The sequence below is a fragment of the Dysgonomonas termitidis genome (genome assembly GCF_054657735.1).
Genome location: NZ_BAAHYD010000002.1, coordinates 293745 through 306252 on the forward strand (window position 1 = coordinate 293745; position 12508 = coordinate 306252).

A 12508-nucleotide genomic window follows, 5' to 3' on the forward strand; every position below is an offset into this window, starting at 1 on the left:
TATATCACCACTTATCATAATGTATCTTCTGCACGTCAAATTTGTTTTTAGCCAGGATGCAGTTTTAATCCTTTCTCCCATGGTTTTCAAAATAGCTTTGTCCAGGATAAAATGAAAAGTACCGGAGCCAGGAATATTAACAGCTCGTTGAACCTTATCATATTATTTAAATGATTAAAAAAACGGATAGTCCTTTACTTCGCTATATTCTTTTTCTAATAAGGTTTTTTCGTCTTGGGTCAATGGATTATTCAGTATTTCATCAATATGGTCGACTGCAAACGAGAAGCTTTTAAAATCTCCGGGAGGAATAATAACGTCCGGTCCGCTCTGAAATGTATATTTGATAGCTGCTATGGCTAATTCTTTATTGGTAGCGGTATCTATAGGTTTACACCATGCTTTCGTATAGTTTGAGGCTTCCCGTTCGGCATTATCTTTCCAATGGCGATGGATAAGCGGTTTTATCGCAAGGACTCCGACTCCTTTAGTTTTCGCCTGTGTGCATAAGGCTGTGCCCATTTTATTGTGCATATTCATCATCCAGTTTACCGGAAACATAACGGTATCGAAATCATATAAATCCATAGCTTTTATGGCAACTTCTTCCGAATGTGCCGTAAAGCCAAGTTTACGGATACGGCCTTCCTGTTTTTCACGTATCATCATTTCCATAACGCCATCAGGGCCGAATGCCTGGTCGATGTCTTTTTGCGTAGACATGGCATGCATCTGATATACATCGAAATAATCAGTATGCAATAGTTTCAGCGATGCCTCAAATTCATGTTCCGCTTCCGTTTTCATCCGCCTGCCGGTCTTACAGGCAAGGTAAATATTTTTACGGTAAGGGATTAGGGAATTTCCCAGCTTCTCCTGTGCGTCTTCATAGCTGGGCGCTACATCAAAATAATTGATGCCACGGTCGACCGCCCATGAGACATAGTTGTCCGATGCAGGCTGTCCATCCCGCATCGATACAATTCCGCCGTAGACAACCGGAAAAATACTAAACCCTGTTTTACCCAGTACCTTTCTCAACCCGTCAGGGTGGGTTTTCGGTTCACTGGCCGATGCTTTAATCCCTTTCCCCATAATCCCTAAAGCGGAGAGCGCTGCCGCTTGAATAAACCTCCTTCTTTCCATCTTATAATGGTATTTTAGATTATAAAAATAATCTTTTGTTTGTTTATCTGTTATACATTGCTATTTAAAGCGAAAAAAGAAAGATTCAAAACGAAATAAACGATATTGACAGTTTTTTAAGGTTGCAAATGAGGTATATGTTAACTCTTATCACAAATATAGAAAATAATTCCTGTTATGAATCGATTTGTAGAACGTATTTACCCTGAACCCATATACTTATCGCGTAAGCAATCCTTTGTCTTATCCTTAAAATAAATTACATTTGTGCCAAATATAAGATGCTATGGATATCTTCGATCCTGTTACATTCTATTATATATTAACATTTGCCATATCGTTTACGGTTACTATACTGGGAGTAATGTTACTCGGATTGCATATTGCTCCCGATAAAGAACTTGACAATTTACGTTTTTCAAGAAACTATCTGGCTATTTCTTACTTCGTTCTGGGAATATCCGGATTTGTGAGTTTCCTCTCGCAACAAGAGACCGAAAATGAGTTGCTAATGGCATCCTGCACCCTGATTATAGCATCATATCAGGCCTTACTGTTTACTTACACCATATTGACTTTAATACAGCCTCTTTATATTAAACGCAAACAAATATTTGTTCAGTTAGGAATCATTACCTTCGTTGCTGTCCTTCTACTTCTTACTTTATTTTCCACTTCGCACTTCATATATAACCTTGTTTTTTATATAGTTGTGGTTGCATATCTTTCCCAGCTTTCTTTTTATACATATTTATTCAGGCTCAAATATAATGTGTGTTTGCGCTCGTTGGAAGAATATTACGACGAGGATGAACATATTCGCCTGAGATGGGTGAATCTTTCCTTTTATGGGGCATTAATAATTGGTGTACTCGCTTTAACATCCTTGTTTCTCAATCTTTATTTTTATATATTGTTTTCAATATTATATACAGCCTATTATGCATATATGGTCAGCCGGTTCTATAATTACCAGATAGATTTTAAATTTGCGATTCCTGTTATCAATCAAAACGAGAAAATAAGTGAAAAAATAAGTGATAAGTGTAACCCTCAATACAAGATAGAAAAAATCGAGAAGTTCAGTTTCATTTTGGATAAATGGGTAGAAGAAAAGAAATTCACCCAAAAAGATATCAGTGTTGATGAAATAGCTGAATCACTTGATGTAAACCATAGTTTTCTTCAATATTATTTCAGAACATACATGCAGACCGATTTTCGTACATGGCGTTCAGAATTGCGCGTCCGTGAAGCACAGTCTATACTCAAAGAAAATCCGGATATATCACTAGAGAAAGTACGTGAACTAGTCGGTTTTAACCACCGTGCAAATTTTCACCAGCAATTTCAAAAAATAACAGGTTTAACCCCTTCCCAATACAAACAACAGCAGAAGCCTGTTTAAATTCCATCTTTTCATAAGTTGTTTTGTTATTTTTTGAATTGTCAAACGAAAAATAACAAGCTATAAAAAGATATTTATTACAAAACAAATAGATTTGTTCTGGATATATCTCAGCCTGTACAGCAAAAGCTATGGTTGTAAATTAACATATATATATCCAGAAAGCCCGAAGCCAGAATAATCTAAAGGAAGAAGGCATGGTATACGTCAATCTGTTGGCGGCCTATTGCAACAGGGAACAAATGAAAGGCGCGATACATCAGGCTTCGCCTGAAAGAATCAGTTATTCTGCTTGAACAGTCAGACTTAACTATCGAAGAAATAGCTGAAAAGGTAGGCTTTGGGACAGTACGCACTTTTCAACGGCAGTTTATGGCCATGTACAATACTTCCCCTACAGACTATAGAAAGATAAAACAGGGGCAGACCGATATTAACTTTAATATTTAACTAATAAAAAAAGAAAACAATGAAAACAAACCAAGAACAAAATTACTCACACAAAGAAGCGAAAGAGGCTTACGAAAAACCGCAAATCGAAGTTATCGAAATGGAAATGGAAAGCAGTATCCTTGCGGGGGGCGGCGGAGACTACAATCCCGGAGGCGGAACCCCATGGTAATGAAAATTTGGAATGTGAAAATAATATCTCAATCAAAAAAATGAAAAAACTACATATTCTATTTGCTGTTAGTGCGATACTGTTTGGATCATGTAGCAATGATGAAATTATCACAGAGCAGCCCGAAAGGAAAGGCTCGGCTCCACAACTTATCGCCACTGTGGAACAAGAAAGTGTAACCACCAAATCAGGTGTAATAGAGGACAACGACTACATACTCGGCGAAAAATTCTATTGGAGCAATGGTGATGCCACCACCGTTCTTTTCAGGAGTCCGAGCATGTCTAATATTTCTCAATATAAAAAAGCGGAATATGCGGCGGAAGTTTCGGCAGGCGTACAGAGCAGCAGCACCGCATTCAATGTTGTCCAAGCTGATATTATCGACAACGGCGAATACACTGTTTATGGTTTTTTCCCTGCTTCGGCATGGAAATTTGTTGGAAATCCTATGATAAACATGCCTGCTAATCAAACTCAAAATGAGGCCAATTCAATGCATCTGGGAGCATATATGGCGATGAAAGCAACAAATAATGTAGCAGTGGATGGCGTCAGCCCCATCAATCTTAGCTACAAGCACCTTGGCTCGGTAATCCGTTTTGCCGTTTGGAACAGTTCCGATAATAATGATCTTAAGTTAGCGAATATCAATGTCAGGTTGAGTTCCGGCAAAGCTGTATTTGCTACCCAGGGCGATTTGCATATCAATGAGACTTCGCTAACCTATTATGCTCTTGATATGATGGTTCCCGCTTTGAGCCTGCAATTAACCGGTGATGCTCAAAATTTTGCAACCAAAGAGGGAAAAAACCAGTGTGAAGGCTACATGGCTGTGCTACCCACAGCCGCGAATGCGTTTGAAAGTTCAGATGACTTGATTATTGAACTATCCTTTACGGACGGAACAAATAACTATCTTACCAGTAAGACATATAATATCGGAACCGACCTCGATTTTCTTTCCAATGGCATAGAGCAGGGCAAAAGTTATTATTTCCAGCTGAAAGTGGATAACAGCGATCTTAATGCAGCAGGGACATCCTACGCCCTTGGCGACTACTGGCCTGACGATGACAACCCCGAAGGAATCGTATTCTGGGTAAAGCCCGGTAGTTTCGGCACACAAGGCAAGGTAGTAGGGCTGGGAGAAATACCCGTCCCTAACTGGATATGGGGTTTGGTCAATGATGAGCAAGCAGCCGGAGTAGCCGGCATTCGTAGCTATACAGCCGGGGTACTGGCAACAAGGAGCATGATCGCCAAATATAAGGGTAATTTGACCACCTTCGATGATGACTATCCTCCGTTCCAATATATTTATATTGTAATAAACGACAGTGACGAGAATGGCCCCTGGTATCTGCCTGCCCGTGATGAATTAAAAATGCTTTTCGCAGGGTATAGCGGCAAGGTTTATGATCCTTGGATGAGTAGCATGCCGGATTTTGATTCGGCAGAGTGTGCAGCAGCTCGCACAGCATTCAATGCAAAGATTACGGCAATAGGCGGAAAGGCTATCGGAGTAACCAACGATTTTTTTTCTGGATTTTATCTGTCTTCAACAGAAGCATCCTCAGATAGATTCTTTTATATTAATTTGCTTGATAGTAGTACCGGCACTAGTCCTAAAGGCAATGCTTGGGGTATGAATTTCCGTTGGATACGGGATTTTTAAGTGTCGAATGAATAAAGATGAAAAGCATGAATTACCAAGTAGCCGGACACAGTTTCCGGCTATCTTTTTCAAACAGTCAATTCCCGGCAAACGGGTTAGGTAACTATCATCCTTTTCTCTTGAATGAAGAGGCGGAAAGTTACCTGTTTCATCTGTCGGTAACAGATAGCTTATCAATGGCATGCGCTTATTCGGAAGTCGGCCGGTTCGATGATGACATAGCATCGACAGCTATATCCAAGTCGGAAGAAGGCAATTTCCGTTTCCGGATAGCCTATCCCGGGAACAACCATTATTGTACGATGGATGTAGATGCCTCTTTTAAAGAAGCACAAGTTCAGTTGCCCGGTGACGAACGACACCGTTTTTTCTGTCTCAATAACTGCCTGATGCTGCTCTATGCCTTTGCGGCTTCCAGTCTCGGCACATTACTGATCCATGCCTCCGTCATTAAGAACAGTAACGAAGGTTTTGTTTTTCTGGGTAAAAGCAGGACAGGGAAAAGTACGCATAGCCGCTTGTGGCTCGACCATATAGAGGGTAGCGAATTGTTGAATGACGATAATCCCGTGATTCGTATTATTGACGGTAAAGCATACATTTTCGGTTCGCCGTGGAGCGGCAAGACACCCTGCTATAAAAGCGAGTCGGTTCCGCTGCGAGGTATTATAAAACTTCGGCAAGCACCTGAAAACCAAATAGAATCGCTATCTTCATTGCAGGCATACGCTGCCGTGCTTCCATCCTGTTCATCTATGCGGTGGGAGGAGCAGGTAGCGACGGGCGTACACTGTTCCGTGGAGAAGTTGATTGCAACCGTAGGATGTTACCACTTGGATTGTCTACCCGACAGCGCTGCCGCCAGACTATGCTACAATACGATACGATGAGGACGGTAACCCTGCCCGACAAAACATTAATGTCCGAAGTTGCCGTCCTGCTTGCCGGAGGCAAACAGGTTACGCTGAAAGTGAAAGGGAACTCGATGCTGCCGTTTATCGTTGGCGGGCTCGACAGTGTGGTATTACAAAAACAAGAGAGTTATCGTCGCGGCGATGTTGTGCTGGCTGAGGTCGGACAAAGCCGGTTTGTGCTGCATCGTATTATCAGGATAGACGGCAATGTTGTTGTTTTAATGGGCGATGGCAATTTGACCGGAACAGAACAATGCGGTTTATCAGCCGTTCACGGACGGGCTATTTTTATTGTACATAATAGCAGGCCTGTCAACTGTGGCAGAGGGCGTATTTGGCGCATGCTGCTACCTGTGAGGAAATATTTATTGGCAATATACAGAAGAATATGAGAACAAAAAAAGGATTGCGCCTGCGTACCATAGGCAGGGAATATATTGTTTCGGGTGAAGGACTGGAACAGGTGGATTTCAACAAATTGATTGCGCTGAACAAATCGGCGGCATATCTCTGGCAGGAAGTCGAAGGGTACGATTTTGAAGTACAAACGCTTACCGGTTTGTTAATAGCAAAATACGATATATCAGACGAGCAGGCGCTTGCGGATGCTGCTGATGTGGCAGACAGTTGGATCAAAGCAGGAATAGCGGAAGAATGATGAATAAAACCGAACAGCAATTATTCGCCTTACTTCGTTCGGGTCTGTGGGGTAGTCCGGTAGATGCAGATCTGTTCTCTGATATTGTCGATTGGGAAGCCATGCTAAAAATGGCAGCTATGCAAACAGTCACAGGAATAGTATATGATGGTATTGATAAATTGCCAGTGGATAAGCAGCCACCTATACCTTTAATGCGTAAATTGTACCAAACCGTTATGCGTATTGAGCAAAGCCATGAACTGCTGAATAAACAACTGGCAAAGATTGTTTCCAAACTGCAGATGGAAGGTATTAATCCTGTTTTACTGAAGGGGCAGGGTGTGGCGCAAAATTATCCAAACCCATTGCGACGGCAATGTGGGGATATCGACCTGTATGTGGGTAAGGAAAATTGTGAGAAAGCGGTTGAAATTTTGCTTGGCACAGGTGCTAGTCCTGAGAATAAAACAAAAAAGAAAAGTCCCAAACATGAGAGTTTTTATTTGAGAGGAGTAACTATCGAGCTTCACTTTTTAGTGGAAAAATTACATAATCCGTTTGCAAACGCCGAATTCCAAAGATGGACGCAAAAACACCTCAGGGGGAATGAATTACAAACATGGAACCTGAATGGAGTAAATATATCCCTGCCACCTGTCAATTTCAATGCCTTATATATTTTCAACCATGCATATCATCATTTTATAGCAGGAGGTATAGGCCTTCGCCAACTATGCGATTGGGCGATATATCTCTATATTTTTCACGGGCACATAGATAGACAGGAGTTGATGAAAGACCTGAAAGCCCTTGGTTTATTAAAACCGTGGCAAGTTTTCGGCTGTATTGTTGTAGAAGAACTGGGATTACCCAAAGAAGATTTTCCTTTTTATACGGAAAAGTATAAGGGAGACTCACTGCTAGTATTAAGCAAAATTCTTCAAACGGGAAATTTCGGGTATTATAACACGGAGTATGGCAAACACCCGGCCGGATATCTGGCCGGTAAGCTACACTCGCTGTATATCAGGCAGAAATGGATAGGCGGTTGCCTTTCTATTTTTCCAAAAGAGTCATTATTGTTCTATATATATTATTGGGGTAACGGTATAAGCAATATCCTCAAAGGCAGATAAGCAGGATGGGGTTAAAGCAGCACATACACTGGCTCTGGAATGCTACTGAAGGATTACGCTTGCCTATCCTCTTCAATAGTATAACAGGCATATTGCGTGTATGCGTATCCCTGTCATTCGTATGGGTATGCAAACAGCTTATAGATATTGCCAGCCATACCACAGATGGCAGTATCGGGTATTATACAGCTTTGTTGATTGTAATTGTCGCCATAGAATTATCGCTTTCGGCATGGAATAATTACTTGGAAAACAAGAATGACATATGCCTTAAAAACAAGTTGAGGCATAAACTGTTCACGAATGCGATGTTGAGTGCTTGGAGCGGGAAAGAAGGTTTCCACAGCGGAGATATACTCAACCGTATGGAAGAGGATGTACGGCTTGTATCCGAGACATTCTGCAAAATACTTCCTTCTGTGATTGTTGCCTGCTTCCAGCTGTTTGCCGCCTTTCTTTTCCTTACCCGCCTGGATACACAAATGGCTTGGATAATGATTTTTATAATGCCTGTTTTTTTGCTGTTAAGTAAATATTATATGAAAAGAATGAGATATCTCACAAAAGATATACGAACCTCTGAGAGCCGGATACAGTCGCACATACAGGAAAAGATACAGCACAAGGTACTTATACAAACCCTCGGGCAAAATGATATGGTTATAGGTAAACTGGGATTGCTTCAAAATATACTGTATGGGCAATCCCTGAAACGCATTGGCTTCACACTCTTCTCGCGCACACTGGTTATGGCAGGTTTTGCCACAGGATATGTCATTGCATTTCTGTGGGGAGTAAACGGAATCTATGAAGGCTCGGTCCCTTTTGGGGTTATGACTGCTTTCCTGCAATTGGTAGGACAGATACAACGCCCAATGGTCGATCTTGGCGGTTACATTCCATCAATAGCACAATCTGTTGCATCGGCAGAACGGTTGAAAGAGTTAAGCGACATTCCTTTGGAAAAGCAAGGGGTACAATTAACCCTTGATGGAAGTACGGGTATTCGCATCGAAAATATTTCATTTACTTATCCCGGTGGTACCCGGCAGGTAATACAGGGTTTTTCTTTCGATTTTATTCCGGGCAGCCGCACGGCAATTATCGGTGAGACAGGTACGGGCAAAAGCACCCTTATCCGGTTGATCCTTTCCTTGCTTTACCCGCAGAAGGGGAAGATATACATATACAACCGGCAACAGGAGATAGTAATAAGTCCGCTTACCCGTTGCAATATGGTTTATGTACCGCAGGGAAATACATTGCTTAGCGGAACGATACGGGATAATCTCCTGTTGGGTAATCCGGATGCAACGGAAGAAGAATTAAGAAACGTATTAACAACCGCAGTGGCTGAGTTTGTCTATGGCCTGCCTGATGGTATAGATACCGTTTGCGGGGAAAAAGGAGCGGGGCTGAGTGAAGGACAGGCTCAATGCATCTGTATTGCCCGGGGATTGCTTCGTGCCGGCAATATACTGCTTCTGGACGAGTTTAGTTCATCACTGGACAAAGGAACGGAACAGTTGCTGATGGAAAGGCTTATCTCAAAAACGAAAGACAAAACATTAATTTTTATTACCCATCGTGAGACGGTTGCGGAGTATTGCGATTATATAATCCAACTGGGACGGAAAGAAAAATGATTTGACAGTCTCCAAAAAACAATTAAAATCCCAGACCATTTTTCTTCTCCCTTTTTTGAGCAATATTTTGATTCGGCTTTCGCTGTTTATTTTCCGTGTTATCTTCCGGCAGCCTTAGGTTGCTCCAGCTTTCCTTATATTCTGTGTCTGCTTTATTTACTTTCCAGAGGTATAGGTAAGCAAAAGTATCGCCGCCGTACCATTTGACTTTAGCTTTGGTTATATAGCCATTTTCAACCCGTATTTTATCCCGGATACGCATGTCATACTTGCCGTATTTGACAAAATCATCCGGCTTTTACCCGTGATATTTTTGCTTTCGGTTGCCTGAGTGGTTGACAGATATTTGCTAAATTTGCAGTGATTATAAAGGATAGAGGTAATGAAAGAAGAATCCATAATATCAAATTATAACAATTTTGATGAAAATAAAAGGGCGTTTGGTTCAAAAGCCGAGCAGATAGAATTTATTTATACGCAAAAACTGCTCGACCAATATATTAAGCCGTATATGTCTGTTGCTGAGTTAGGCTGCGGGACAGGTTATTATGGCTTCTATTTATCAAAGAAGTGCCAATCCTATCATGGGATTGATATAACTCCCAGACATGTTGAGCAGTTCCAAAAGAAAATCAAAGAACAAGAATTGTCATATTTAAGTGTATCTGTCGGTGATGCCACGGACTTACCTGATATTGCAGACAATACTTTTGATGTCGTTTTAGTTTTTGGGCCAATGTACCATCTCCCGAGAGAAGAAAGGATAAGAGTAATTCAGGAAAGTAAGCGCATTTGTAAGACAAATGGTCTTATAATGTTTGCATATATCAATAAAATTGGCGCATATCTGAGAGGTTGCATTGACGAAAATTTGAAAGCGAACTATCCAAACAAGAAAACGAACGAACTTGTACTCAGTCAAGGTGTTGATGATGTTTTGCCTGATGTCTTTTTCTTTACTATGCCGGAAGAGATAGAGCATGATGTCACAACAAATGGATTGACAGTCATTCAGAATGTGGGGGTGGACTTCACTTTTAACGCTTCTGATATTAATGTCATGGATGATGAAAAATATGCCGCTTGGACGGAAGTTATGGACTATATGTTCCACTGTAATTCTTGTACGGGGGTTAGCAATCACGCAGTTCTTGTATGCCGGAATCTTTTATGAACAACTTGAAATGTATGCTGTATAAACATTATATTTGTATCTTTTTTCCAGTTATCCGAGTGCTTTGAAATATGGTGCAAACCGCAGAAATTAAATAGTTTCCAAATCATTACCCATACTTTTCTTCAAAGTTATACAACTCATTGGTTATTATTGCAAAAGCCCAGTAATCTTTGTTTTTATTTACAATTATGTCCGCAGTCAATTTTTGTCTTTTTATGTCTGCACATGGAAATAAAAAAAGTCTGACTATCTACTGATAATCAGACTCTTTGTCTTTTGTTGGCTTTGCTTGTCTTTCGACATTTCCACCTTTTGGTGGGCGTTGACGGATTTATTTTTAATCAACTAACCCGTATGCTGTCAGCATATTAGCTATGTAGTATTTTTCTCTTTTCACTCGATTTTCACTTTGTTTTGAAAGTGATTATCAGAGGACTTTTCCTCCCTAAGCGATAGTGTAAAGATAGCATTTTTGTTTTTATATTTAATAATCTATTTTGAAATAGTTAAGTATGTCTTTATATTTATCTTGGGCTGTCAGGCAGGTATCAATTAAATAACCATGTGCTTTTTCCCATTCCTGCAACCCACGATAATAAAACCACTTTAAATCTTCATCAATGATAAAGGGTACAATGTTATTAGCCAGACATTCCTTAAAAATAATGAGGCGACCTACACGCCCGTTACCGTCCTGAAACGGGTGTATACATTCAAATTTGTAATGAAACTTAATTATATCTTCAATCGTCTTATCTTTTTTGGAATGATAGCTATTGAGTAATTCTTTCATCGTATTTTGGACTTCCTCGGGTGGGCATGTTTCCATTCCCCCGACCTCGTTAGGCAGTTTTTTATAATCGCCTACCCTGAACCAATCTTTTCGGCTATCCGATGTACTGGATTTAAGTATATAGTGCAATTCTTTTATAAATGATTCAGTAAGTTTTGACTTTGCTTTCTCAATAATCAGGTCGATACAACGGAAATGATTGGATGTTTCTATTATATCATCTACATTAATGGTTTCATTGGTTACTCCTATTGTATTTGTTTCAAAGATATAGCGGGTCTGTTCCTCGGTCAGCTTACTTCCTTCTATACGATTGGAATTGTAGGTTAAGTCAATTTGTGTACGATGATAGATCCCCCCTTTCAACTTCATATCCTTTTGTTCTTTAAGGATATTGAGCAAAGGATTATCACTGAATAAACTACTACTTTTCTGTGGTAAAAGGGCATCTTCTGGAATATTCCATGTTTTACCTGTTAAGAAAGCTCCTTTTATTCTTCCTGTCGCACAATAGTTGCGAATAGTTCTTTCAGGTACACCCCATTTCTGCGCAAACTGACTGACTGATAAATATTGCATAAAGTATATAAATTGCTGTTATCGGCAAATTTCACTTGAAATAAGCTTCAAATATAGCCACTTTTGCCGATATAGGCAAGAGCCTTGTTAGCAGAAAATGAATTATAAGATAATTTATCCAATAGTGAACTGAAAGAATCTCAATAAAAAATTCAATATCTAATAAAGAAATTGCGGAGATAGTGGAATAATTATTTTCCATATTTTCTAAAGGCCGTAATAATCTGATAAATGCCTACACTCACAAAGATACGAGATAGCAATACTATTAAATCAACAACCCAATTTTCTTTTAGTCCATCTAATTTTAGAATAGGATAAGTAGAGAGATATGAAATAAAATATTCAGCATTAAATCTTATTGCTTCAAATGTATCTTCAAGTGAAGCATCTGTAGTCCAATGAAATAAGGGCTCTTTCATTTGGAAATTAAGACACAAAAATGCTATTAGAGCACAAGTTAATGTGAAAAATATTCCTCTAATCCAACTGATTCCATTGTTGTTTGATAAATAATTAATGTACAATAAGATTTTGTCCCATCCCCAATTCAATTCTTTTCTATGATAGTACATCTCTTTAGACTTATAGAGTAAAGCATAATACCGATTGCCCATCTTTTCCATCGCAAGTTTTAGTTGCCGATAAGAATCTCTGAAATATAAATTATCATTAATTTTATCTTCTATTGGAACTTCATGGAAAATCCAGTGAGCGTTGCCCCCTCGTGCCAAATCTAAATTGACCCCTGAAAAAACTTTATGATTAC

At 39.8% G+C, this 12508-nt stretch carries 14 protein-coding genes; 10 read left to right on the top strand and 4 right to left on the bottom strand.

The features are described 5' to 3' along the window. Positions 1 to 174 precede the first annotated feature (174 nt). On the bottom strand, positions 175 to 1146 hold the full coding sequence (locus ACYQ3L_RS05440) for an aldo/keto reductase (protein WP_379993762.1): 972 nt from the start codon (positions 1144 to 1146) through the stop codon (positions 175 to 177). A 286-nt stretch (positions 1147 to 1432) separates the two neighbouring features. Between ACYQ3L_RS05440 and ACYQ3L_RS05445 the strand changes: the two genes are divergently transcribed. From ACYQ3L_RS05445 to ACYQ3L_RS05485, 9 genes are all read left to right on the top strand, one after another. Further along, complete coding sequence (locus ACYQ3L_RS05445; protein ID WP_379993761.1) at positions 1433 to 2554, top strand: AraC family transcriptional regulator; 1122 nt, start codon at positions 1433 to 1435, stop codon at positions 2552 to 2554. Between the two features lie 270 nt (positions 2555 to 2824). After that, a complete protein-coding gene (locus tag ACYQ3L_RS05450; protein ID WP_459952466.1) occupies positions 2825 to 3004 on the top strand; it encodes a helix-turn-helix domain-containing protein in 180 nt (59 codons plus the stop codon). 19 nt (positions 3005 to 3023) lie between these two features. Continuing rightward, positions 3024 to 3176 (top strand): hypothetical protein, encoded by a 153-nt coding sequence (locus ACYQ3L_RS05455; protein ID WP_379993760.1) that lies wholly within the window; start codon positions 3024 to 3026, stop codon positions 3174 to 3176. Positions 3177 to 3216: 40 nt separating this feature from the next. After that, a complete protein-coding gene (locus tag ACYQ3L_RS05460) occupies positions 3217 to 4854 on the top strand; it encodes a hypothetical protein (protein WP_379993759.1) in 1638 nt (545 codons plus the stop codon). A 26-nt stretch (positions 4855 to 4880) separates the two neighbouring features. Continuing rightward, positions 4881 to 5744, top strand: coding sequence for a hypothetical protein (locus tag ACYQ3L_RS05465; protein ID WP_379993758.1), 864 nt, complete (start codon positions 4881 to 4883; stop codon positions 5742 to 5744). Then, positions 5741 to 6160 (top strand): S24/S26 family peptidase, encoded by a 420-nt coding sequence (locus ACYQ3L_RS05470; RefSeq protein ID WP_379993756.1) that lies wholly within the window; start codon positions 5741 to 5743, stop codon positions 6158 to 6160. The genes ACYQ3L_RS05465 and ACYQ3L_RS05470 overlap by 4 nt, the downstream gene beginning before the upstream one ends. Continuing rightward, positions 6157 to 6426 carry a PqqD family peptide modification chaperone gene (locus ACYQ3L_RS05475; protein ID WP_379993755.1) on the top strand — a complete coding sequence of 90 codons (270 nt, stop codon included), beginning with the start codon at positions 6157 to 6159 and terminating at the stop codon, positions 6424 to 6426. Before ACYQ3L_RS05470 ends, ACYQ3L_RS05475 begins: the two co-directional genes overlap by 4 nt. Then, positions 6423 to 7544 carry a nucleotidyltransferase domain-containing protein gene (locus ACYQ3L_RS05480; protein WP_379993753.1) on the top strand — a complete coding sequence of 374 codons (1122 nt, stop codon included), beginning with the start codon at positions 6423 to 6425 and terminating at the stop codon, positions 7542 to 7544. Before ACYQ3L_RS05475 ends, ACYQ3L_RS05480 begins: the two co-directional genes overlap by 4 nt. A gap of 5 nt (positions 7545 to 7549) precedes the next feature. Next, positions 7550 to 9190: an ABC transporter ATP-binding protein gene (locus ACYQ3L_RS05485; RefSeq protein WP_379993751.1), complete on the top strand. Its 1641-nt coding sequence runs from the start codon at positions 7550 to 7552 to the stop codon at positions 9188 to 9190. 22 nt (positions 9191 to 9212) lie between these two features. On the opposite strand, the gene ACYQ3L_RS05490 is transcribed toward ACYQ3L_RS05485, so the two are convergent. Then, positions 9213 to 9452, bottom strand: coding sequence for a hypothetical protein (locus ACYQ3L_RS05490; RefSeq protein WP_379993749.1), 240 nt, complete (start codon positions 9450 to 9452; stop codon positions 9213 to 9215). Between the two features lie 120 nt (positions 9453 to 9572). Between ACYQ3L_RS05490 and ACYQ3L_RS05495 the strand changes: the two genes are divergently transcribed. Next, positions 9573 to 10364, top strand: a complete 792-nt coding sequence (locus tag ACYQ3L_RS05495; protein ID WP_379993747.1) for a class I SAM-dependent methyltransferase — start codon at positions 9573 to 9575, stop codon at positions 10362 to 10364. A gap of 487 nt (positions 10365 to 10851) precedes the next feature. On the opposite strand, the gene ACYQ3L_RS05500 is transcribed toward ACYQ3L_RS05495, so the two are convergent. Further along, positions 10852 to 11739, bottom strand: a complete 888-nt coding sequence (locus tag ACYQ3L_RS05500; RefSeq protein ID WP_379993745.1) for a Fic family protein — start codon at positions 11737 to 11739, stop codon at positions 10852 to 10854. 191 nt (positions 11740 to 11930) lie between these two features. After that, entirely contained in the window at positions 11931 to 12473 is a 543-nt protein-coding gene (locus ACYQ3L_RS05505; protein WP_459952361.1) for a hypothetical protein, read from the bottom strand. Between the last annotated feature and the right edge of the window lie 35 nt (positions 12474 to 12508).

Coding starts and splice junctions, on each gene's coding strand:
- ACYQ3L_RS05460 (WP_379993759.1), top strand. CDS start 3,217: ATGAAAAAACTACATATTCTATTTGCTGTTAGTGCGATACTGTTTGGA.
- ACYQ3L_RS05490 (WP_379993749.1), bottom strand. CDS start 9,452: ATGCGTATCCGGGATAAAATACGGGTTGAAAATGGCTATATAACCAAA.
- ACYQ3L_RS05445 (WP_379993761.1), top strand. CDS start 1,433: ATGGATATCTTCGATCCTGTTACATTCTATTATATATTAACATTTGCC.
- ACYQ3L_RS05465 (WP_379993758.1), top strand. CDS start 4,881: ATGAATTACCAAGTAGCCGGACACAGTTTCCGGCTATCTTTTTCAAAC.
- ACYQ3L_RS05480 (WP_379993753.1), top strand. CDS start 6,423: ATGATGAATAAAACCGAACAGCAATTATTCGCCTTACTTCGTTCGGGT.
- ACYQ3L_RS05455 (WP_379993760.1), top strand. CDS start 3,024: ATGAAAACAAACCAAGAACAAAATTACTCACACAAAGAAGCGAAAGAG.
- ACYQ3L_RS05470 (WP_379993756.1), top strand. CDS start 5,741: ATGAGGACGGTAACCCTGCCCGACAAAACATTAATGTCCGAAGTTGCC.
- ACYQ3L_RS05475 (WP_379993755.1), top strand. CDS start 6,157: ATGAGAACAAAAAAAGGATTGCGCCTGCGTACCATAGGCAGGGAATAT.
- ACYQ3L_RS05495 (WP_379993747.1), top strand. CDS start 9,573: ATGAAAGAAGAATCCATAATATCAAATTATAACAATTTTGATGAAAAT.
- ACYQ3L_RS05440 (WP_379993762.1), bottom strand. CDS start 1,146: ATGGAAAGAAGGAGGTTTATTCAAGCGGCAGCGCTCTCCGCTTTAGGG.
- ACYQ3L_RS05485 (WP_379993751.1), top strand. CDS start 7,550: ATGGGGTTAAAGCAGCACATACACTGGCTCTGGAATGCTACTGAAGGA.
- ACYQ3L_RS05500 (WP_379993745.1), bottom strand. CDS start 11,739: ATGCAATATTTATCAGTCAGTCAGTTTGCGCAGAAATGGGGTGTACCT.